The 22,543-nt window shown below is 58.4% G+C and carries 22 protein-coding genes; 7 read left to right on the top strand and 15 right to left on the bottom strand.

The window, feature by feature from the left end:
* Positions 1–260 precede the first annotated feature (260 nt).
* From pepB (G5149_RS02185) to trmJ, 10 genes are all read right to left on the bottom strand, one after another.
* Positions 261–1,544: an aminopeptidase PepB gene (pepB, locus tag G5149_RS02185; protein WP_005344853.1), complete on the bottom strand. Its 1,284-nt coding sequence runs from the start codon at positions 1,542–1,544 to the stop codon at positions 261–263.
* Positions 1,541–2,845 carry an aminopeptidase PepB gene (pepB, locus tag G5149_RS02190; RefSeq protein ID WP_337072073.1) on the bottom strand — a complete coding sequence of 435 codons (1,305 nt, stop codon included), beginning with the start codon at positions 2,843–2,845 and terminating at the stop codon, positions 1,541–1,543. Before pepB (G5149_RS02190) ends, pepB (G5149_RS02185) begins: the two co-directional genes overlap by 4 nt.
* A gap of 173 nt (positions 2,846–3,018) precedes the next feature.
* On the bottom strand, positions 3,019–3,357 hold the full coding sequence (fdx, locus tag G5149_RS02195) for an ISC system 2Fe-2S type ferredoxin (RefSeq protein WP_005333808.1): 339 nt from the start codon (positions 3,355–3,357) through the stop codon (positions 3,019–3,021).
* 1 nt (position 3,358) lies between these two features.
* Entirely contained in the window at positions 3,359–5,206 is a 1,848-nt protein-coding gene (gene hscA, locus G5149_RS02200) for a Fe-S protein assembly chaperone HscA (protein WP_337072072.1), read from the bottom strand.
* 28 nt (positions 5,207–5,234) lie between these two features.
* Positions 5,235–5,753, bottom strand: coding sequence for a co-chaperone HscB (hscB, locus tag G5149_RS02205; RefSeq protein WP_042013204.1), 519 nt, complete (start codon positions 5,751–5,753; stop codon positions 5,235–5,237).
* A 118-nt stretch (positions 5,754–5,871) separates the two neighbouring features.
* The gene (gene iscA / locus G5149_RS02210) at positions 5,872–6,195 is read right to left on the bottom strand and encodes an iron-sulfur cluster assembly protein IscA (RefSeq protein ID WP_005333812.1); all 324 of its coding nucleotides are present in this window, start codon (positions 6,193–6,195) and stop codon (positions 5,872–5,874) included.
* Between the two features lie 15 nt (positions 6,196–6,210).
* On the bottom strand, positions 6,211–6,594 hold the full coding sequence (gene iscU, locus G5149_RS02215; RefSeq protein WP_005333813.1) for a Fe-S cluster assembly scaffold IscU: 384 nt from the start codon (positions 6,592–6,594) through the stop codon (positions 6,211–6,213).
* 41 nt (positions 6,595–6,635) lie between these two features.
* Complete coding sequence (locus G5149_RS02220; RefSeq protein ID WP_013723838.1) at positions 6,636–7,850, bottom strand: IscS subfamily cysteine desulfurase; 1,215 nt, start codon at positions 7,848–7,850, stop codon at positions 6,636–6,638.
* Positions 7,851–7,903: 53 nt separating this feature from the next.
* Positions 7,904–8,407: a Fe-S cluster assembly transcriptional regulator IscR gene (gene iscR / locus G5149_RS02225; RefSeq protein ID WP_026035025.1), complete on the bottom strand. Its 504-nt coding sequence runs from the start codon at positions 8,405–8,407 to the stop codon at positions 7,904–7,906.
* A 92-nt stretch (positions 8,408–8,499) separates the two neighbouring features.
* A complete protein-coding gene (trmJ, locus tag G5149_RS02230) occupies positions 8,500–9,222 on the bottom strand; it encodes a tRNA (cytosine(32)/uridine(32)-2'-O)-methyltransferase TrmJ (protein ID WP_337072071.1) in 723 nt (240 codons plus the stop codon).
* 187 nt (positions 9,223–9,409) lie between these two features.
* Here trmJ and G5149_RS02235 point away from each other — a divergent pair, with 187 nt between their 5' ends.
* A complete protein-coding gene (locus G5149_RS02235) occupies positions 9,410–9,826 on the top strand; it encodes a hypothetical protein (protein WP_005344838.1) in 417 nt (138 codons plus the stop codon).
* Here G5149_RS02235 and ubiT read toward each other — a convergent pair.
* Positions 9,779–10,312: a ubiquinone anaerobic biosynthesis accessory factor UbiT gene (ubiT, locus tag G5149_RS02240; RefSeq protein WP_005344837.1), complete on the bottom strand. Its 534-nt coding sequence runs from the start codon at positions 10,310–10,312 to the stop codon at positions 9,779–9,781. The two genes, G5149_RS02235 and ubiT, sit on opposite strands and share 48 nt — an antisense overlap.
* A 189-nt stretch (positions 10,313–10,501) precedes the next feature.
* On the opposite strand from ubiT, the gene ubiU reads away from it, so the two are divergent.
* Complete coding sequence (gene ubiU, locus G5149_RS02245; protein WP_421211386.1) at positions 10,502–11,497, top strand: ubiquinone anaerobic biosynthesis protein UbiU; 996 nt, start codon at positions 10,502–10,504, stop codon at positions 11,495–11,497.
* Between the two features lie 11 nt (positions 11,498–11,508).
* On the top strand, positions 11,509–12,381 hold the full coding sequence (locus G5149_RS02250) for a U32 family peptidase (protein WP_337072069.1): 873 nt from the start codon (positions 11,509–11,511) through the stop codon (positions 12,379–12,381).
* Positions 12,382–12,464: 83 nt separating this feature from the next.
* Here the strand turns inward: G5149_RS02250 and ppsA are convergent, their stop codons facing one another.
* Positions 12,465–14,837 (bottom strand): phosphoenolpyruvate synthase, encoded by a 2,373-nt coding sequence (gene ppsA, locus G5149_RS02255; RefSeq protein ID WP_337072068.1) that lies wholly within the window; start codon positions 14,835–14,837, stop codon positions 12,465–12,467.
* Positions 14,838–15,184: 347 nt separating this feature from the next.
* On the opposite strand from ppsA, the gene ppsR reads away from it, so the two are divergent.
* Positions 15,185–15,997, top strand: coding sequence for a posphoenolpyruvate synthetase regulatory kinase/phosphorylase PpsR (gene ppsR / locus G5149_RS02260; RefSeq protein WP_005344832.1), 813 nt, complete (start codon positions 15,185–15,187; stop codon positions 15,995–15,997).
* A 239-nt stretch (positions 15,998–16,236) separates the two neighbouring features.
* On the opposite strand, the gene G5149_RS02265 is transcribed toward ppsR, so the two are convergent.
* On the bottom strand, positions 16,237–16,572 hold the full coding sequence (locus tag G5149_RS02265) for a hypothetical protein (RefSeq protein ID WP_337072067.1): 336 nt from the start codon (positions 16,570–16,572) through the stop codon (positions 16,237–16,239).
* A gap of 348 nt (positions 16,573–16,920) precedes the next feature.
* Here G5149_RS02265 and G5149_RS02270 point away from each other — a divergent pair, with 348 nt between their 5' ends.
* Positions 16,921–18,303, top strand: a complete 1,383-nt coding sequence (locus tag G5149_RS02270; protein ID WP_005352966.1) for an amino acid permease — start codon at positions 16,921–16,923, stop codon at positions 18,301–18,303.
* Positions 18,304–18,391: 88 nt separating this feature from the next.
* Here G5149_RS02270 and G5149_RS02275 read toward each other — a convergent pair whose 3' ends face one another.
* Positions 18,392–18,718 (bottom strand): ArsR/SmtB family transcription factor, encoded by a 327-nt coding sequence (locus G5149_RS02275; RefSeq protein WP_064339937.1) that lies wholly within the window; start codon positions 18,716–18,718, stop codon positions 18,392–18,394.
* 106 nt (positions 18,719–18,824) lie between these two features.
* On the opposite strand from G5149_RS02275, the gene G5149_RS02280 reads away from it, so the two are divergent.
* Positions 18,825–19,895 carry a permease gene (locus G5149_RS02280; protein ID WP_236354548.1) on the top strand — a complete coding sequence of 357 codons (1,071 nt, stop codon included), beginning with the start codon at positions 18,825–18,827 and terminating at the stop codon, positions 19,893–19,895.
* A gap of 126 nt (positions 19,896–20,021) precedes the next feature.
* Here G5149_RS02280 and G5149_RS02285 read toward each other — a convergent pair whose 3' ends face one another.
* On the bottom strand, positions 20,022–20,732 hold the full coding sequence (locus G5149_RS02285) for an HAD family hydrolase (RefSeq protein WP_421211390.1): 711 nt from the start codon (positions 20,730–20,732) through the stop codon (positions 20,022–20,024).
* Between the two features lie 203 nt (positions 20,733–20,935).
* On the opposite strand from G5149_RS02285, the gene G5149_RS02290 reads away from it, so the two are divergent.
* Complete coding sequence (locus G5149_RS02290) at positions 20,936–22,489, top strand: methyl-accepting chemotaxis protein (RefSeq protein WP_421211392.1); 1,554 nt, start codon at positions 20,936–20,938, stop codon at positions 22,487–22,489.
* Positions 22,490–22,543: the final 54 nt, after the last annotated feature.

Genomic DNA, 22,543 nt, shown 5'->3' on the forward strand with positions numbered 1-22,543 from the left:
TTTCCTTAACTACAGAGTTTTATTGTTAGAATCCATGTTCGCTGGCGATTATACGTAAACAAAAACCGGAAAAACACACAAACAAGCAACTTTTTATTAAACATCACTCCCTTGCAATCAACATCCACACTCATCTTGACCGAGCAGAGCCGGAAAATATGTGCGCTTGCGCACGATAGTTACCTTAAGCCGCCAAAACCCCATCTTTTGTTCACAATTCGAACAGCATGAAAAAGGCACCTGAGGGTGCCTTGTCTCGCCTATTTGGCTTCCGCCAGCAGGGCCCGCGCTATGGTGCGCATCCCCAGGGTATTGGCCCCCGGCGCCCAGAGGGCATCGCCGTTGTCACTGAAGCAAGCTGCCAGATCGATATGCAGCCAGCCCATCCCTTCGTTGGCAACGAAACGGGAGAGGAAACCCGCCGCGTTGGAGGCGCCACCCGGCCCACCCCCCTTCACCGGACGGCTGTTGGCCGTGTCGGCGTAATGGGAAGGGCACTGCTGGCGGTGCCAGGGCTCCAGCGGCAACGGCCAGGCTGGCTCATGCTCGGCATCGGCATAGGTCATGGCCCGGCTTACCAGCCCTTTATCGAGGCCAAACAGGGCATTGTAGCGCCCACCCAGCGCCATCACGGCTGCGCCAGTCAGGGTCGCGGCATCGATGATCAGCGGTGCGCCGGACTCGCTCGCCAGTTGCAGGCCGTCGGCCAGCACCAGCCGCCCCTCGGCATCGGTATTCACAATCTCGACCGTGGTGCCATTCTTGTAGGTGAGGATGTCGCCCAGCTTGTAGGCGTGGCCGGAGACCAGGTTCTCGGCGCAGCAGAGGATCAGCTTCACCCGCTTGTCGAGCCCGCGCAGCATAGCCAGCGCCAGCGCACCGGTGACAATCGCCGCGCCCCCCATGTCACACTTCATGGTGAGCATCCCCTCGGAGCTCTTCATGGAGTAGCCGCCGGAGTCAAAGGTGATCCCCTTGCCCACCAGCGCTGCCGCTACCGGCGCCTTGGGGTCCCGCCCCGGATTGAAGTCAAGCTCCAGCAATACCGGCTCGCGCTCGCTGCCGCGGCCTACTTGGTAAAGGCCAACCCATCCCGCCTGTTGCAGCGCTTCGCCTTTCAAAATGCGATGACTCACCTTGTCCGGCGCCAACTCGGTAATAAAGGAGGCCGCTTCCACCGCCAGCTCCAGCGGGCCCAACTGCTCCGGGGTGGCATTGGTCATCTCGCGCACCCAGCGGCCACAGAGCCAGCGCGCTTCCAGCTCCTCTCGGTCCTCTTCCGAGGACATGGCCCACTGCAGTTGCACCTCCGCCTTGGGGGTTTGCAGCCCTTGGGCAAATGCCCACTGCTGTTCACGCTCCCAATGACCAGCCAGGGTCACTTTCTGGATCCCTTGCTGGCAGAGGCGACGGGCCGCTTGCTGGATATCGAGCAGCGGATTGGCCGTCACCAGATGGATCACCATGCCGTCGGCACGGTGAGAGAGCAGCGCCCCCTCCCCCCACTCGGCCGGTGCAAATTCACGACTCAGCCAGACATTCATGCGGTCACCTCCTGCAGCCAGCGGGCGATGGTGCGCAGACCGTGCCCCTTGGCGCCGGTTGCCCAGAGATCGTTACCCGATTTCTGATAAGAGGCTGCCAGATCTAGGTGCACCCAACCCTTGCCCTCATCACGTACGAAACGGGAAAGGAACGCAGCAGCCGTGGTGGCACCGGCCGTGCCTTCGGCTGAGGCGACGTTGCCCAGATCGGCAAAGGCCGAGGTGAGCTGGCTGGCATGCCAGGGCTCCAGCGGCAGCGCCCACGCCTGCTCGTTTTCCACCTTGGCGGCGGCCAGCGCACGCAGCTGTTCGCTCTCATCGAGGGCAAACACCGCATTGTAGTCGCGCCCCAGCGCCATCTTGGCGGCGCCGGTCAGGGTGGCTGCGTCAAGGATAAAAGCTGCACCGCTGTCGGAGGCCGCCATCAGGCCATCGGCCAGCACCAGACGCCCTTCCGCATCGGTGTTCTGGATCTCGACCGAGATGCCGTTTTTGTAGGTGAGGATGTCGCCCAGCTTGAAGGCGTGGCCGGAGACCAGGTTCTCGGCGCAGCAGAGAATGAGCTTCACCCGCTGGTTCAGACCGCGGCTGATAGCCAGCGCCAGCGCGCCAGTCACCATAGCCGCGCCGCCCATGTCGGACTTCATCGGCAGCATGTTGTCAGAGGACTTCATGGAGTAGCCACCGGAATCGAAAGTGATCCCCTTGCCCACCAGCGCCGCCACCACGGGCGCATGGCGATCACCGGTCGGGTTGTAGTCTAGCTCCAGCAGCACAGGCTCGCGCTCGCTGCCACGGCCAACCGACCAGATCCCGATATGGCCAGACTCACGTAGCGCTTCACCGGCGGTGATGCGGGCAGTAACCTGATCCCCGGCCAGACCACGAATAAGCAACAGAGCCGATTCCGCCAGACTCATGGGGTAGATCTCTTCCGGACAGCCATTGGTGATGTCACGTACCCAGCGAGCCGCCTTGAGCAGCGCATCTAGTTCACGGGCTTCAACGTCGCTCTGCTGGCCAAAATCCAGTTCACGCGCTCCCTTGGCGGCGTAGAAACCCTGGGCGAACGCGTAGCGACGCTCCAGATCCCAGCCTTCACCGACCAGCGTCACCCGCTTGATCCCGCTCGATTCGAGGCGACGGGCGGCGCGCTGAACGGTGCGCAGAACATCCTTCTCCTGACCGGCGGCACCAAGATGGATCAGTGCCTCGTCGCCATTGAAACTGAGCTGGGCGCCCTCGCCCCAATAGGCAGCCGCAGCCTGGGTGGATAACGCTACCTTCATCATGTCAGCCATCGTGTTTGCTTCCTTTTTACTGGCACTATGTATAAGCACTCTTTATGGGAAAGAGCTTATTAGCAAAGAGAGAATAACGAATACAAAAAAGGCCGTGCCCCCGAGGGTCACGGCCTTCCACCATATCACTGAAGCACCACAGGATGCTGCACGTGCAATTCACTCATGTGTAATTAATGGCGTTCAGAGGCAAGGTTCAGGGTGTACTTGGGCAATTCCACCACCAGATCCTCGTCCGCCAGTTTTGCCTGGCAGCTGAGACGGGATTCCGGCTCCAACCCCCACGCCTTGTCCAGCATGTCGTCTTCCAGCTCGTCGCTTGGCTCGAGCGAGTCAAAGCCCTCGCGCACCACGCAGTGGCAGGTAGTGCAGGCACAGGATTTCTCGCAGGCATGCTCGATTTCGATACCATTGCGCAGCGCCACATCCAGAATGGTCTCGCCGCTTTGCCCCTCGAGGGCGGCGCCATCCGGACAGAGTACGGGATGAGGAAGAATGATCAGTTTTGGCATATTACACCTTGTTGACGTTTTGTCCGGTCAGCACCTTGCGGATGGAAGCATCCATCCGGCGGGCTGCAAACTCGCCACTGACAGCATCGGCTGCCTCAATGGCTTCTTTGATTTGATGGGTTGCGCCGCTGTTGCGCATGATCAGCAGATGGGCGATGGCGGCATCAATCTCGGCACGCTCGGCTGCATTGAGCAGGGCATCACCATCGGCGGCCAGCGCCGCATTGAGACTCTCGACCACCCGATCGGCTTCAACCTGCTGCTCGGCCAGCATGCGGGCATCCATATCCTGCTGGGCGTTCTCGATGGAGGCACTCAGCATGTTGAGGATATCCTGCTCCGTCAACCCGTAAGAGGGCTTGACCTGGATCTCGGCCTGCACGCCGGAGGATTTCTCCATGGCGCTCACCGAGAGCAGACCATCCGCATCCACCTGGAAGGTGACGCGAATATGGGCGGCACCGGCGGCCATCGGCGGAATACCGGTCAGGGTAAAGCGTGCCAGGGAGCGGCAATCGGCGACCAACTCGCGCTCACCCTGTACCACGTGAATGGCCATGGCGGTCTGACCATCCTTGAAGGTGGTGAACTCCTGGGCGCGGGCAACCGGAATGGTGGTGTTGCGCGGGATCACCTTCTCGGCGAGGCCACCCATGGTCTCCAGACCCAGCGACAGGGGGATAACGTCCAGCAACAGCATCTCGGCATCGGGCTTGTTGCCCACCAGAATATCGGCCTGGATGGCGGCGCCGATGGCGACCACCTTGTCCGGATCGATGCTGGTCAACGGCGTGCGCTGGAAGAACTCGCCCACCAGTTCGCGCACCAGCGGCACCCTGGTGGAGCCACCAACCATCACCACTTCCAGCACTTCCACCTGCTCAAGGCCCGCATCGCGCAGGGCGCGGCGACAAGCCAGCAAGGTCCGTTTCACCAGCGGGGTGATGAGCTCATCAAACTGGCTACGGCTCACTGAACCCTGCCAGCCCGCAAAGGTGCACGCCACCTGCTCGGCATCGGTCAGACCGTGCTTGACGGCAGCGGCCACATCCAGCAGCTCGCGCTGCAGATGAGCATCCAGCTCACCGGTGAGGCCCGCCTGTTCCTTGATCCAGTCCGCCAGCAGGTGATCGAAGTCATCACCGCCGAGGGCGGAATCACCGCCGGTCGCCATCACTTCAAACACACCGCGATGCAGACGCAGGATAGAGATATCGAAGGTACCGCCCCCCAGATCGTAAACCGCGATCACCCCTTCCTGACCGGAGTCAAGGCCATAGGCAATCGCGGCCGCAGTCGGCTCGTTGAGCAGGCGCAGCACGTGCAGACCAGCCAGACGGGCGGCATCCTTGGTGCCCTGACGCTGGGCATCATCGAAATAGGCCGGCACGGTAATGACCACGCCATCGAGATCGCCCCCGAGAGTCTGGGCGCCACGCTCGGCCAGCTTTTTGAGAATTTCGGCCGAGACCTGCACCGGATTGACCAGCCCCTGACGGGTTTGCAGTTGCGGCATGCCATTGTCGGCGGCAACAAACTGGTAAGGCTGCTGGCGGGTATCGATATCGGCCAGCGCCTTGCCCATCATCCGTTTGACCGAGACGATGGTGTTGTGAGGATCGAGTGCCGCTTCGCGCTTGGCATCAATTCCGACTCGAATAGCGTCGCTTTGATAGTGCACCACCGACGGGAGCAGGTCGCGCCCTTGCTCATCGCAAAGGGTATCGGCGTGACCGCTGCGAACCGCAGCGACGAGAGAGTTGGTGGTGCCGAGATCGATGCCGACGGCACGTTTGTGCTGATGAGGAACAGCGCTCTGGCCGGGTTCGGCGATTTGCAGTAATGCCATGGGTAATGAAACTTCCAGCGTTAAAGGATCAAGACTCGAGAAGCGAGTCTTCGAATCGTTCCAGCTCTTCAAGGAGCTTGTCGACAAACTTGAGTTTGCGAACGCAATCAGCGGCAACGAGATCTTTACCGGCGGCAAGAGACTCGGTCAGCTGCTGCATCAACATCTGGTGATCATGCCTGATCTCACTGCGAAAATCCTTGATGGCGCGCTCAGGGTCGGCGTCATCTTTCAGATCGGCCAGACGCTCGCGCCACTCCAGCTGCTGCATCAGAAATGCGGTATCTTGCAGGGTCTGCTGTTCACCACGGATATCAGTGCCACGCAGGGAGAGCAGATATTCTGCACGGCGTAGCGGCGCCTTGAGGGTGGTGAATGCTTCGTTGATCTGGGCGGCACGTTGCACCGCAGCCAGCTGCTCCCGTTCGGGGGCGGTGGCAAAACGATCAGGATGGAATTGGGTTTGCAGCTGGCGGTAGGTATCAGCCAACTGACGGGTATCGAGCTCGAAGCCTTCAACCAGCCCAAACAGCTCGAAATGATTCATGCAAACCTCTTGGGAACATTCGCCACAACCTCACTCGCCCTTGGCAAATGAGATGTGGTTGAACGGGTCATGGGCAACCCGCTCAACCACAGACGAAGGATCATTGACGTCAAACAACTCAGACACTGAAGCTTTCGCCGCAACCACACTCGCCTTTGGCGTTGGGATTGTTGAACTGGAAGCCCTCGTTGAGGCCCTCCTTGACGAAATCCAGCTCGGTGCCATCCAGATGGATCAGGCTCTTGGCATCGACAATAATCTTGACGCCCTGCTGCTCGAACACCTGATCCTCATCGGTCAGTTCATCAACGAACTCAAGCACGTAGGCCAGACCGGAGCAGCCGGTGGTTTTGACGCCGAGGCGCAGGCCAATGCCCTTGCCCCGGTTAGCCAAAAAAGAGGAAACCCGTGCCGCGGCGGCATCTGTCATGGTAATAGCCATACTGCTCTCCGGCGCTTAGAGACCTTTCTTCTGCTTGTAATCGGCGATGGCAGCCTTGATGGCGTCCTCGGCCAGAATGGAGCAGTGGATCTTCACCGGTGGCAGAGCCAGCTCTTCGGCGATATCGGTGTTCTTGATGCCAGCCGCTTCGTCCAGGGTCTTGCCCTTGACCCATTCGGTCACCAGGGAGCTGGAGGCGATGGCGGAACCGCAGCCGTAGGTCTTGAACTTGGCATCTTCGATGATGCCTTCGTCGCTGATCTTCAATTGCAGCTTCATCACGTCGCCACAGGCGGGCGCACCGACCATGCCGGTTGCAACGCTGGGATCATTCTTGTCGAAACCACCGACGTTGCGAGGATTCTCGTAGTGGTCGATTACTTTTTCACTGTAAGCCATATCTCACTCCTGCTAATTCTGTTGCTCACTGACCAGATAGATCAGTGATGAGCCCATTCGACCGTGTTCAGATCGACGCCGTCTTTGTACATCTCCCACAGAGGGGACATCTCGCGCAGACGACCGATGGAGTCACGAATAAGCTTGACCGCGTAGTCAATCTCTTCCTCGGTGGTGAAGCGACCCATGCTGAAACGGATGGAGCTGTGTGCCAGCTCGTCGTTCAGGCCCAGTGCGCGCAGCACATAGGAAGGTTCCAGGCTGGCGGAGGTACAGGCCGAACCGGAAGAGACCGCCAAATCTTTCAGCGCCATGATGAGGGATTCCCCTTCCACATAGGCAAAGCTGACGTTGAGGTTGCCCGGAACACGCTGCTCAAGATCGCCATTGATGTAGACGGCTTCAATATCCTTGATGCCATTCCACAGACGCTGGCGCAGTGCCAAGATACGCTCGCCTTCACTCACCATCTCTTCTTTGGCGATGCGGAAAGCTTCGCCCATCCCGACGATCTGGTGGGTCGGCAGAGTACCGGAACGCATGCCGCGCTCGTGGCCACCGCCATGCATCTGGGCTTCCAGACGAACGCGGGGTTTGCGGCGAACAAACAGCGCACCGATCCCTTTCGGACCATACACCTTGTGCGCAGAGACGGAGAGCAGATCCACTTTCAGCGCTTCCACATCGACCGGGATCTTGCCCACACTCTGAACGGCATCCACGTGTAGCAGGATCTTGCGGGAACGGCACAACTCGCCGATGGCGGCAATGTTCTGAACCACGCCGATTTCGTTGTTCACATGCATGATGCTGACCAGGATGGTGTCATCACGCATGGCATTCTCGATCATCTCGATAGTGAACAGGCCGTTGGGCATCGGCTCAAGGTAGGTCACCTCGAACCCTTCACGCTCCAGCTGGCGACAGGTATCGAGCACCGCCTTGTGTTCGGTCTTGGAGGTGATGATGTGCTTGCCCTTGCTGGCATAGAAGTGGGCAACACCCTTGATAGCCAGGTTATTGGATTCGGTCGCACCGGAAGTGAAGACGATCTCGCGGGGATCGGCACCGATCAGATCTGCCACTTGATTACGGGCCAGATCCACCGCCTCTTCGGCTTGCCAGCCAAAGCGGTGAGAACGGGAAGCCGGATTGCCGAACAGGCCATCCATGGTGAGACACTGCATCATTTTTTCTGCGACACGCGGGTCCACCGGACAGGTTGCCGAATAATCAAGGTAAATAGGCAGTTTCATGTTTTTCTCCGTCACAGTCCGGGTCATACAGAGTCCCGCTGTGGAAAGCACGTTTATAGTTGGACTTTCAAGCTCACATCGCCGTGTTCTGCCCGATCAACCAGGGACAACACGGTCTTCATTTGTTCATCTTGCTTGCCGGCAATCCGGCGTACATCGGCCTGGCGTACCAGCTCGGCCAGGGTGATATCCCCGAGGAAGCTGGAGATCCGCTCGCTCAGATCGCGCCACAGGGAGTGCGTCAGGCACTGGGTACCACCGTGGCAGCCGCCCTTGCCGAGACACTTGGTGGCATCGACCGACTCATCGACCGCGGTGATCACCTGACCAACCGAAATCTCGCCTGGGGCCAACCCGAGGCGATAACCACCGCCCGGGCCACGCACGCTGCTCACCAGACCATGTTTACGCAGGCGGGCAAAGAGCTGCTCGAGATAGGACAACGAGATGCCCTGGCGCTCGGAAATATCGGCAAGGGGGACGGGCCCCTGCTCTGCATGCAGCGCCACGTCGAGCATGGCGGTTACAGCGTAACGTCCTTTTGAAGTCAGTCTCATGTGCCTTACCGTCTTGCGAAGCAATTTAATGGGGCACATGGTCACATACCCGACCAAATCAGTCAAGTATATGGTTGAGTAAATCAGTCGGATTAATCCGGTACGCGCGCTTTCTGCACCGAGGTCAGAATACCGCGCAGAATGTTGAGCTCCGCCGCTTCCGGCCGAGCCCGATTGAACAAGCGACGCAGCTTGCTCATCACATGACCCGGATGATCATCAGCAATAAAACCGGTCTTCATCAGAGTTTGTTCCAGGTGCTGATAAAACCCTTCCAGCTGGGCGGCACTCGGATAGGCCATCTCATCTTCAAGCTCGGCGGCCTGCCCCTGCAGCCAGCGCATCCGCACTTCGTAACAGAGGGTCTGTACAGCCATGGCCAGATTGAGAGAGCTGTAATCAGGATTGGCCGGAATGGCCACGTGGTAGTGGCACTTTTGCAACTCGTCGTTGGTGAGACCGGTGCGCTCACGACCAAACACCAACGCAACCGGGTGCTGCATCCCCTCAACCACCGACTTTTCGCCGGCCTCACGGGGATCGAGCATCGGCCAGCTCAGGGTTCGAGAGCGGGCGCTGGTGCCAATCACCAGACCACAATCGGCGATCGCGTCGTCCAGTGTCGGGACGATACGGGCATTTGCAAGCACATCGCTGGCACCAGCCGCCAGGGCGAAGGCATTGTCATCCGGCAAGGCTTGCGGATCAACCAATACCAGCTGGGTCAACCCCATGGTCTTCATGGCGCGTGCCGCAGACCCCATGTTGCCGGTATGAGAGGTGTTTACCAAAACGATACGAATCTGATCCAACATACCCAGTCAATCTTCAGTCAAAAATGGCGCGCAATTGTAACATAAGAGTACGCAATGTTGGCACCGTAAAAGCCGAGCCATTTCAGAACAAAACCACCTGTTTGTATAACAAACCAGCATGAGGGAAGTGAGAGGGGGGGACTAAACTTGATGGATATCCGATAAACGGCACAGGAGACACAACGCCATGCTTCCTCCCTTTATCTATGAGAGATTGCCCAGCCTCTACCTGCTGGCAGCCATTGCCATTATTACGTTGAGTGAACAGCCCCTGCTCTGGTTTGCAGGCGCCTTGCTGTTTATCGCCGGAGCGGTGACCTGGATGATGCGCTCCAGTTACCGGCGTACCGACCTGATTATCTTTCCAAGCAAACGCTGGCTACAGCCGGAGTGGCTGTATGAAGCGCAGCCCTTCATCTGGCTGGCTGTGGGGCTGGCCATGTCACAGCTGCCCGCCCCTGCGGCACTCATCGCCTTGGTGCCCTGTCTGTGGGCCTGTCGTTGTCTCTGGGCACGGCACCATTATCGTCGCCATGCCCATGGGGTGATTGTCCACTTAAGACGGGATCCCGCCCGGCGCCGTCTGCACCGGAGCCTGCGCTGACTCGGTACGGGCGCGTTCGATAAACGTCGCCAGATCCATCAGGGGATACTTCATCAGGCTTGGCAAGCCATCGAGATCCAGACTGTCCATCAGGTTTTTCACCTCAAGACCCAGTTCGGTATCCCCTTCTATCTTCAGCTTGCGCTGGAAAAAGAGCGAATCCGGATCCTCTTTGCGACCGGCAATCAGGATCAGGTCGTTGGCGGTACCGCTGAAGCAGACATCGGCCTTGTCACACTCGCGAGCCACCACCAGCTGGCCATTCTGCTCACTGATAAACCAGCACAGCTCCAGATCAGAGACTTCGACTTTCAGCCACTTGTCTGCCAGAAACTCGAAATCGCCATCTTCGATAGCCTCTTTGAAAACCCGGGCCAGCAAACTCTCCATCAGCTGCTTTTGCAGATTGAAGGGAACCAGCTTGAGGGGATGGCGCAAGAAGCGCGGAGCCTGTTCGACCAGGCGGCGTTGCAGTTGTTGAAACACGATAGACTCCCTTTTTTGCGCATTCAAACACAGGGAGTGTGGCAAGATCCTGTTGGAAATCAAACTTGTGCAGGGTTACCTCAAGAAGGGTAAAGCCACACAAAGCTGCCTCAGGTCAAAAAGCGGGAGTGCATGGCTGCATACAATCAGGGCTCGTTTGCCCTTCATATGCACTCTCGGAGCGTACCAATGGAATTACTCTGTCCGGCAGGCAGTTTGCCGGCACTGAAAACCGCCGTGGATAACGGGGCCGATGCCGTTTATATCGGTTTCAAGGATGACACCAATGCCCGCCACTTTGCCGGTCTCAACTTTACCGACAGCAAACTGGAGAAGGCGGTGGATTATGTGCATCAACATGGTCGCAAGCTGCATATTGCCATCAATACCTTTGCCCATCCCGGGGCCGATGCACGATGGAAACAGGCGGTTGATCGCGGAGTAGCCCTCGGCGCCGATGCGTTAATCATCGCTGACCTCGCCGTGCTGGAATATGCCAGCCGCCACTACCCCAAGATGGAACTCCATGTCTCGGTGCAGGCCAGCGCCACCAATGCCGCCGCCATTCGCTTCTATCAGCAGCAATTCAATGTCACACGGGTAGTGCTGCCCCGGGTGCTCTCCATGCATCAGGTCAAGCAACTGGCCCGTGAGACCGATGTTGGCCTCGAGGTATTCGCCTTTGGCAGCCTCTGCATCATGGCCGAGGGGCGCTGCTATCTCTCCTCCTACATGACTGGCGAAAGCCCCAACACAGTCGGCGCCTGCTCACCGGCCAAGTTCGTCCGTTGGGAAGAGACCGCGAACGGCCTCGAGTCGCGACTCAACGAAGTGCTGATCGACCGCTATGGCCCGGGCGAAAATGCCGGTTACCCGACCCTGTGCAAGGGGCGTTTCGACGTGGATGGCCAGACCTACCACGCGCTGGAAGAGCCCACCAGTCTCAATACCCTGGGTCTCCTGCCCGAGCTGTTCAAGACCGGGATCCAGTCGGTCAAGATTGAAGGGCGCCAACGCAGCCCTGCTTATGTGGAGCAAGTGACCCGAGTGTGGCGTGCGGCCATCGATGCCTATCAGGCCAATCCCGAGGCCTATCAGGTCAAAGCTGAGTGGGATGCCCAGCTCGCCCGCGTCTCCGAAGGTAGCCAGACTACCCTCGGCGCCTACCATCGTCAGTGGCAATAAGGAGTCCACCCATGCAATTTTCTCTCGGGCCCCTGCTCTTCTACTGGCCCAAAGCCGATACCGAAGCCTTTTACCATGCCGCTGCCGACAGTCAGGCCGACATCATCTATCTGGGGGAGACCGTCTGCAGCAAGCGGCGCGAACTCAAAGTCGATGACTGGATTGCGCTGGCCCGTCAGATGGCCTGCTCCGACAAGCAGGTGGTGCTCTCGACCCTCGCCCTTATCTCCGCCCCCTCCGAACTCAAAGAGGTGAAGCGGCTGGTCGACAATGGCGACCTGATGGTCGAAGCCAACGATCTCGGTACAGTGCAACTCGCCTGGGAAGCAGGGATCCCCTTCGTCTGTGGTCCCGCCATCAACGCCTATAACGCCGATGTGCTGCGCATGTTGCTCAAACAGGGGATGAAACGCTGGGTCATGCCGGTGGAGCTCTCCCGTGACTGGCTGATCCAGCTCAATCAGGATCTGGGCTCCCTGCGCGACCAATTTGAGGTGGAGGTGTTTGCCTACGGCCATCTGCCGCTCGCCTACTCGGCGCGCTGCTTCACTGCCCGCTCCCTCGACAAACCGAAAGACAACTGCGAGCTCGCCTGCATCAACTATCCCACCGGACGACTGGCCAACAGCCGCGAGGGGCAGCGGGTGTTCAATCTCAACGGGATCCAGACCCAGTCCGGCTACTGCTACAACCTGGGTAACGAGCTGGCTGGTATGGAGGGTCTGGTAGATGTGGTCAGGCTGTCGCCGCAAGGGATGGATACGTTGGAGATGCTGGCCCGCTTCAAGGCTAACCAGCAGGGCAATCAGCCCCTCGTTCTGCAGCAGGATCGCGATTGCAACGGCTACTGGCGCCAGATCCCCGGCATGAGCTTGGTGGAATAAGCCCAAGGGCAAAACATAAGATAATAACGATCAAAAGGGGGCAATTAGGGCCCCCTTTCTAATCTACTCATGTCGATAGTGGCTTACTTGGCGCCATGCTGCTCCGCCAGATAGATCCAGGTATCGACCACGGTATCGGGGTTGAGCGACACCGAGTCGATCCCCTGCTCCACCAGCCAGGCGGCAAAATCCGGGTGATCGGATGGCCCCTGGCCACAGATCCCCACGTACTTGCCCGCCTTGCGCGCAGCCTGAATCGCCATCGCCAGCAGCGCCTTGACCGCCTCGTTGCGTTCGTCGAACAGATGGGCGATGAGCCCGGAATCCCGATCCAGCCCAAGGGTCAGCTGGGTCATGTCGTTGGAACCGATGGAGAAGCCGTCCACGTGTTCGAGGAACTTGTCTGCCAAGAGGGCATTGCTCGGGATCTCGCACATCATGATCACCTTGAGCCCCCGCTCGCCACGGCGCAGACCGTTCTCGGCCAGGATGTCGATCACCTGCTCCGCCTCGCCCACGGTGCGCACGAAGGGGATCATCACCTCGACGTTGGTCAATCCCATCACATCGCGCACCCGCTTGATCGCCTCGCACTCGAGGGCAAAGCAGGGGCGGAAGCTGTCGGCGATGTAGCGGGATGCGCCACGAAAACCGATCATCGGGTTCTCCTCGTGGGGCTCGTAGCCACGACCGCCCACCAGATTGGCGTACTCGTTGGACTTGAAGTCCGACATCCGCACGATCACCCGCTCCGGCCAGAAGGCGGCCCCCAGAGTGGCGATCCCCTCGGTCAGCTTGGCCACATAGAACTCCCGCGGGCTGTCGTAACCGGCGATCATCTTGCCGATGGTGGCCTGCAGCTCTGGGGTTTGCTGGTCAAACTCCAGCAAGGCCTTGGGGTGCACGCCGATCATCCGGTTGATGATGAATTCAAGGCGTGCCAGTCCTACGCCAGCATTAGGCAACTGGGCAAAGTCGAACGCCCTGTCCGGGTTGCCGACGTTCATCATGATCTTGATGGGCAGGCGTGGCATATTGCCCACCTCGGTCACTGCCACATCGAAGTCCAGCTCGCCGTCATAGATAAAACCGGTATCCCCTTCCGCGCAGGAGACGGTGATCCGCTGGCCCGGCTGAATATGGTCGGTGGCGTTGCCACAGCCCACCACTGCCGGAATGCCCAGCTCGCGGGCGATAATGGCAGCATGGCAGGTGCGGCCGCCACGGTTGGTGACGATGGCGGAGGCCCGCTTCATGATGGGCTCCCAGTCCGGATCGGTCATATCAGTCACCAGCACGTCGCCGGGTTGCACCTCGTCCATCTGGCTGATGGAGGAGATGACCCGCGCCGGGCCCGCGCCAATCTTGTGGCCGATGGCACGCCCCTCGATCAACACCTTACCCGCTTGCTTGAGTGCAAAACGCTCGAGGGTGTTGGCCTCCTGACGGCTGCGCACGGTTTCCGGGCGAGCCTGCACGATATAGAGCTGGCCATCCTGACCATCCTTAGCCCACTCGATATCCATCGGGCGGCCATAGTGCTGCTCGATGATAAGGGCCTGTTTCGCCAGCGCCATCACCTCCTCATCTGTGATGCAGAAGCGGCTGCGCTCGGCCTCATCGGTGTCGACAATCTTCACCTGACGGCCGTGACCGGCATCGTCCGAATAGGTCATCTTGATAAGCTTGGAGCCGAGGGTCTTGCGCACCACCGCCGGGCGCCCCCCCTTGAGGGTCGGCTTGTGCACATAGAACTCGTCCGGGTTGACCGCCCCTTGCACCACCATCTCGCCAAGACCATGGGCCCCGGTGATAAAAACCACGTCGTTGAAGCCGGACTCGGTATCCAGAGTAAACATGACGCCGGAGGCGGCGAGATCGGAACGCACCATCCGCTGCACCCCGGCCGAGAGGGCAACGCCCTTGTGGTCATAGCCCTGATGCACCCGATAGGAGATGGCGCGATCGTTGAACAGGGAAGCAAAAACATGCTTGACCGCCGTCATGACGGCATCAATGCCACGTACGTTGAGGAAGGTCTCCTGCTGACCGGCAAAGGAGGCGTCCGGCATATCCTCGGCGGTGGCGGAGGATCGCACCGCAAACGAGGCCTCGACTCCTGCACTCAACTTTTCATAGGCAACCCGGATCGCCTGCTCCAGCTCGGGCTGGAACGGGGCTTCGATCACCCAGTCGCGGATCTGCTGACCGGCCCGGTTGAGGGCGGCGATATCGTCCACGTCCAGATTGTCGAGAAGATGGTGGATCTTGCCGTTGAGGCCGCTTGACTCCAGAAACTCGTGAAACGCAAAGGCGGTGGTGGCAAAGCCCCCCGGCACGGATACGCCGGCGCCAGAGAGGTTGCTGATCATCTCGCCAAGGGATGCGTTCTTGCCGCCAACTCGTTCTACGTCCTGCATTCCGAGTTGTTCGTACCAGAGCACGTACTGTTGCACTTGGATGTCTCCAGGTTGGTGGGCACCGATGCCATAGCACCTCGTGCGCCCGATTTAATCGATGAGGTTATGGGTAAGTCAGGTGCGTTATTGTCTGTTTCTTCTGTTGCCAACGACCATGAAAACGTTTTCCATTGGTTTTCAAAAAAATCCCCGAGCAAGCATTGGGGATGGTCGAATGACCGGAACATTCTACAATGGCGACACAAAAAGATAACGATTCAGGTTTGCAAGCCACTTCACAACTTGGGCACAGCAGACTGGTTGACAAAACTGATATGGTTTCGGGAGATACTTCTCACCCTTTACCCCATGCGATCCCACCCGCGGTATCACAGGAGCCCTACGTGCACACCGTATTTTATGTTTCAGACGGCACCGCCATCACCGCCGAAGTGTTCGGCCACGCGGTACTGAGCCAGTTTCCGCTGGCCTTCGAGCAGATCACTATCCCCTTTGTGGAGACACTGGAGAAAGCCCGTCAGGTACGGATGCGGATCGACGAGCAGTTCCGCCAGACCGGGGTACGCCCCATCCTGTTTCACACCATCGTCGACCCGCTGGTACGGGAAGAGGTACTGAAATCGGAGGCGTGCGGCCACGACTTTCTCAATACCTTCGTCAGCCCGCTGGAGCAGGAGCTGGGGGTAAAAGCCGAGCCCCGCCTCCACCGCACCCACGGTATGGAGAATCGCAAGCTCTATGACGATCGCATCGAGGCGGTCAACTTCGCACTGGCCAACGACGATGGCATCACCACCAAAGAGTACGATGAGGCGGACATCATCCTGATCGGGGTCTCCCGCTGCGGCAAGACCCCCACCAGCCTCTATCTGGCGCTGCAGTTTGGCATTCGCGCCGCCAACTACCCCTTTATCGAGCAGGACATGGGGATGCTGGAGCTGCCCGCCCCCCTCAAGGCCAACCGTCACAAGCTGTTTGGCCTCACCATAGCGCCGCAGCGGCTGCACGAGATCCGTAACCAGCGCCGCGCTAACAGCCGCTACTCCTCCATCGAACAGTGCGAGCAAGAGCTGGCCTGCGTGGAAAGGCTGTTTCGCCAGGAGGCGATACGCTTCCTCGATACCAGCTCCCACTCGGTGGAGGAGATCAGCGCCAAGGTTCTCGAGGCGACCGGTCTGCGCCGCCAGCTCTGTTAATCCAGCTTGACAGCTATCGGCATCAACAAAAGATAAAAGTTACAGTGTCTCGGCGAAAGTCAGCTGTTGCTAACTGCAATTCACATAGATGACAGTGAAAAGCATGGATAAAAAAGGGATAAGCACCACAAATGCTTATCCCTCTTCTTGTCGACCTTGCCGTTGTGCCCTTGTCACCCGCTGCCAGTTAGCTGCTATTCGATTCCGTTCTGCTGCGCTCGGCAAACAGCCAGCGTTAACTAACGATTGAGCTCAGGGTTGTTCATCAACCGGGCATAGAAGGCCAGCAAACCGTGGCGCAGGCGAACCCGCTCCGCCAGCCAGCCGCCAACGAGCGCCCCCGTTACCCCACCAACCAGCAACAGCGGCTGCCAGTAGTGCAGCAACTCCTGATCACCGAGTAACAGCCAACCCAGCAGCATGGTGGCGACCACCAGCAACAGCAGCGGACTGGCAGCTATCGCCAGCCAGAGCGTCACCAGCACTCCCCGAGCAACCCCTTGTTGCAGCACGCTTTCGCGTTCCCTGTGCTCCAACTCCCTGCACTCTTCCCTGTACTCTCGTTTGTTTGGCATCATTTGCATCCATTTGTGGCTTGGTACCACCAAAGCACACCAATAAGACAAAATGTCAATAAAACAGAATTCGATTGCACAAATATCAACCAAAAACTACCAAGAAGCCTCTTCAGATCATGAAAAAGCTGCCTTTGGTACAAAACACGGCCATTAGAGATGGAAAACAGGTGCATTCATGGCGGATTATCACTATTCTGCTTCGGTTGCCAGCCAACACTAAAAATTGAAAACGGCATGGCGTAACGAAATAAATACAGCTTTCGTCAGGTTTTGGCTACGCACTGCGTGCCTGCTCAGGATGAGCCCAACACCGACCAGAGACAACAGAGACGTAAGGACAGACCCATGGATTTGAAACAAGACGGTGAGGAGCTGAAGCGCGGCCTTAAAAACCGCCACATTCAGTTGATTGCTTTGGGCGGCGCCATCGGCACCGGCCTCTTTCTGGGCATTGCCCAAACCATCAAGATGGCAGGCCCCTCAGTCCTGCTGGGGTATGCCATCGGCGGCTTTATCGCCTTCCTGATCATGCGCCAGCTCGGTGAAATGGTGGTTGAAGAGCCGGTAGCTGGCTCCTTCAGCCACTTTGCCTACAAATACTGGGGCGAGTTTGCCGGTTTTGCGTCCGGCTGGAACTACTGGGTGCTCTACGTGCTGGTGAGCATGGCCGAGCTGACCGCAGTGGGCATCTATGTCCAGTACTGGTGGCCCGAGATCCCGACCTGGATGTCGGCAGCCTTCTTCTTCGTGCTGATCAACGCCATCAACCTCTCCAACGTCAAAGCGTTTGGCGAAATGGAGTTCTGGTTCGCCATCATCAAGGTGGTCGCCATTATCGGCATGATTGGCTTTGGCGGCTATCTGCTCCTCTCCGGTGCCGGCGGCCCCGAGGCGAGCGTCACCAACCTGTGGGCTCAGGGCGGTTTCTTCCCCAACGGCATCAGCGGTCTGGTGATGGCGATGGCGGTGATCATGTTCTCCTTTGGCGGTCTGGAGCTGGTTGGTATTACCGCCGCCGAAGCGGACAATCCCGAGAAGAGCATTCCCAAGGCCACCAATCAGGTGATCTACCGCATCCTCATCTTCTACATCGGTGCTCTGGCTATCCTGATGTCCCTCTACCCCTGGGGTAAAGTGGTGGAAGGCGGCAGCCCGTTTGTGATGATTTTCCACGCACTGGACAGCAATCTGGTCGCCACCGTACTCAACATCGTGGTGCTGACGGCGGCACTGTCGGTCTACAACAGCTGCGTCTACTGCAACAGCCGGATGCTGTTCGGTCTGGCCAAACAGGGCAACGGCCCGAAAGCCCTGCTCAAGACCAACAAGAGCGGCGTGCCGCTGGTTGCCCTCTCGGTCTCGGCCATCGCCACCCTGCTCTGCGTGCTGATCAACTACCTGATGCCGGGCAAGGCGTTCGGCCTGCTGATGGCGCTGGTGGTCTCCGCACTGGTGATCAACTGGGCGATGATCAGCCTCGCGCACCTCAAGTTCCGCAAGGCCAAGGTCGCAGAGGGCGTCCAGCCCAAGTTCAAGGCGTTCTGGTACCCCTTCGGCAACTATCTCTGCCTCGCGTTCATGGCCGGTATTCTGGTGATCATGTATATGACCCCCGATTTCCGCATCTCGGTCGAACTGATCCCCGCCTGGCTGGTGGTACTGGGCATTGGCTTTGTCATCAAGCGCAAAGGACAGGCCCAAAGCAAGGTTGCAGCCAATCTGGGTTAATACCCGCAGCTGAGAAAAACAATGCAAAACGCCGATCGGATGATCGGCGTTTTTTTATTGCGAGCAGCACGACTAGCAGCCGTAGCCCTCAGGAAGGCAGCCCTTGCCTTTGATCTTGCCGATGCTCCGGGCTGTTGACGCAACACTCATCGCGGAAAAAGGCGATGATCTCCTCCAGCACCGCGTATTGAGAGACGCAAAGCAGGGTGCGACTCTCCCGGTTTTGCTTCACCAGCCCCACTGAGACCAGCGCCGCGATATGGTGGCTGAGGGTGGAAGCGGGGATCACCAGCTGCTTTTGCAGCTCACCCACCGGCAACCCCTGCTCTCCCGCCTTGACCAGATGCTTGAAGATAAACAGCCGGGTCGGATGACCCAGCTCTTTCAATGCCTTGGCGACCTCTTCCAGTTGCATCTCTGCGCCCTCCACAAATTTGATATTTCGATAATACCAGAAATATCTTGACCGGCCATTCATTTCGATTATTTTGGAAATACAGAAACCAAGTGAGGATACGACAATGAATGAGTGGTTAACCATGCTGACCGATGCAGCCCAGATGTTCCTGTTTCTGGCTGTCGAGCTGTCGGTGCTGTTTCTGGTCATTAGCGCCGGGGTCAGCCTGATCCGTCAGAAGATCCCCGACGAGAAGATCCAGCGGATGCTGGGGGCGAGACATGGCAAGGGCTATCTGCTCTCGGCCCTGCTCGGTGCCGTCACCCCCTTTTGCAGCTGCTCCACCATCCCCATGCTGAGAGGGCTGCTCTCGGCCAAAGCTGGCTTTGGCCCCACCCTCACCTTCCTGTTTATTTCGCCACTGCTGAACCCCATCATCGTCGGCTTGATGTGGGCCACCTTCGGCTGGAAAGTGACCCTGCTCTACGCCGTGATCGCCGCCAGCGTCTCCGTCATGGCGAGCATGCTGCTCGACAGATTGGGGTTCGAGCGCCATGTCATCGACCCCAAAGAGGCCACCCCCTCTTGCGGTAGCGGCTGTGGCCCGGCGACCCGCGCCACCACTCAAGCACATTGCAGTGACAACCAACGCAGTGCCATTCGCGCAATCAAACCCCTCAACGGGGCAGCGTGCTGCCCGGCTCCGCAACCAGAGATGGCAGAGCAGGCCACCCTCTCCTGCTGCGGCGATGGCACGGCAACCCTGACCCGTGCACCACAGCTCCCCACCGCCTGGGTCAAAGCTCGCATAGATGCCTGGCAGCAGTTCAAAGCGGTATTGCCCTTCCTGCTGCTGGGGGTGCTTATCGGCTCGTTTATTTACGGCTTTATTCCGGCCGAGTGGATCGCCGCCCATGCTGGTGCCGACAACCCGCTGGCCATTCCATTCAGCGCCATCGTCGGGATCCCGCTCTATATCCGTGCCGAGGCCGTGATCCCGCTGGCGTCGGTACTGCTGGGTAAAGGGATGGGAATGGGCGCCGTCATGGCGCTGATCATCGGCAGTGCCGGTGCCAGCCTGACCGAGGTGATCCTGCTCAAATCGATGTTCAGAACCCCGATGATTGCGGCCTTCCTTACCGTGATCCTCGGCATGGCGATCCTGATGGGCTACCTGACGCAACTGCTGTTTTAAGTCGCCCATCTTTAAACAGGCAAAATGCCAAAGCAGCCGAGTGTGAAACCATCAGGCTCCCATAGACAAAACGCCGATCAACTGATCGGCGTTTTGTCTATTCCGTACGGCAATCTGCTACCGGCGTTACAGATATTGCCCGACGATGGGGAGCAGATCCTCGACGTCACGGGCGATATGGTCGGGTTGGTGTTCCCAGCGCTCCGGGGTCGCGCGGCTATAGGCGACAGCCACCGATATCACACGGCTCTGCTCGCCAAGCGCCGCTTGCAAATGACGGGCAAACTGCACATCCGCTTCATGGTCACCGATATATATCAGCGACTGGCACTTGGCTGGGCCGAAGATAGACTCCAGACATTTGAGGCCACCGTAAGGATGGGGTTTTTGCTGCTGTCCGGGCACGTCATCATAGCCGACTACAGCCTTGAACTGGCTGTTCACGCCATGCTGCTCCAGTACCCGGCGAATGTTCTTTTGGGAGTTCTGCGAACAAATTCCGTGGGGAATGGCAGAGAAATGGTCAATCACCGCCTCCAGCCCGGCAAAAAAACGCACCTCGGTCCGGTTCATCTCCTGATGTTTGGCCCACAGACTGCCAGCCAGCACCATCTCGTCCCGCGACAAACCGTAGTAATCCATATAGAGCGCCTGCCAGTTCTTGGCGGCGTGATTGGCATGGTGATATTCCGCTTCGCTGCGCAGATAGCGCGGCAAATGCTCTCCGGTCAGATGGGGGGCGACCTCAGCCAGGATCTGCTTGGTGATATCGATATTCTTCGGCACCGAATTGACCAGACTACCGTCATAATCCCATAAAATCGCATCCAACTTCATTGCGTTACCTGTCTCGCTGCACAGCCATAAGTCACGCCATGTTACTTGGCTTGCCTTTCCTCGCCAAACCGCGCTGTAAAAATGTGAGACCCGTCCCGTCCCCACGCAGTAGCACAAGAGTTAATGTGTAACAACACAATAAATGAACATCCTCTGCCATACTCAGGCGAAGCATTCCGTTATGGCAAAACCGGAGCCTGAACATGGTAACCAGTACACTTCACACCACAGATACCGAGGTTGAATTTACCGATAATGTGCAGTTGGTATCGACGACCGATCTCAAAGGGGACATCACCTATGCCAATCCGGCATTCTGTCAGGTGGCAGGCTATCGTCTGGAAGAGATGCTGGGGCAGCATCACAACCTGGTGCGCCACCCCGACATGCCCAAGGCAGCATTTGCCGATCTCTGGGCCCACCTGAAGGCGGGCAAGCCGTGGCGAGGCATGGTAAAGAACCGCTGCAAGGATGGCAGCTATTACTGGGTAGATGCCTACGTCACCCCGATTTATGAAGATGGCAAGATGGTTGGTTATCAATCCGTCCGTTGTCGCCCCACTGCGGAGCACAAAGAGCGGGCCAGCAAGATGTACAAGGCTCTTAAAGCCCGCGAAACCGGCTCTGCCATTCACATGGGACAGCGCCTGATCACGCCAACCATGATGACCATCCCCCTGCTGTTAGTTTGTGTTATCAGCGCAGGCTGGCTACTCCCACCACTGCAAGCGCTCTGGATCATCATTCCCCTGTTGACCGCCATCTGGTTCAACCGTAATTCTCTCTTCCGCACGCCGCGATACTTGCAGCAGCTCGAGCAAGACTACGACAGCATTAGCCGCCTCATCTTCTCGGGGGATGCACCCCATAGCATTGCCGATTTCCATATCAAGCTGTGGCAAGCCAGAATCCGTACCGTGCTGGGAAGAGTCGATGACACGACTGTCTCGCTCAACGCCATGGCCAACAACTTGAGCGGTTCGGCAGCATTGGCCAGCCAGGATATCTCCGCACAGGATATGCAAATTCAGCAAGTCGCCACCGCAGTCACCCAGATGGCATCGGCTGCCGAAGAGATTAGCCGCAACATTCAGGACAGCAGCAACCAGATCGAAGAGGCCCGCAGCCACTGCATCACCACCAGCGAGCAGCTTTCGGAAGCGGGAGAAGAAATGTCGGCGCTGGCAACCCAGGCGGAGCAAGCCTTTCAGTCAGCCGTCGAACTGGCAAGTGAATCCGAGCGTATCGGCAGCATAATGAGCGAAATTCGCGGTATTGCGGATCAAACCAACCTGCTGGCGCTCAATGCCTCCATCGAAGCTGCGCGGGCTGGCGATCAGGGGCGCGGCTTTGCGGTGGTTGCAGACGAGGTACGCAGCCTTTCGACCAGAACCCATAAGGCGACAGAGCAGATCCAGAACAGCATTGGCCATATCCAGCAAACCCTGGGGGAATGGAAAGAGATGATGCATCTCAATGTGACCAGAACCAACGCCTGCCTCGCCACCACCCAGGCAAGTACCGGCAACCTCAATCAGGTTGTGGTCGAGATAGACAAGGTCTCTGATTTTTCCAACCAGATAACCGCCGCAGCTACCGAGCAACAAGCGGTCATCGAGGAGATCAGCCGCAATATCAACCAGATATCCTCGCTCTCTCACGATAATAGCCTCAAAATCGATCAGGTCAGTGAAACCAGCGCCAACTTGCAGACCAAAGCGAGCCAGCTCAAGGACTTAAGCCGGACCTTTGGATAGCCGTAGCAATCAGATGACATATAAAAAGGGCCACCCGTTTGGGTGGCCCTGTTG

The sequence above is a fragment of the Aeromonas sp. 600479 genome (assembly GCF_049175515.1).
Lineage (GTDB): Bacteria > Pseudomonadota > Gammaproteobacteria > Enterobacterales > Aeromonadaceae > Aeromonas > Aeromonas veronii_A.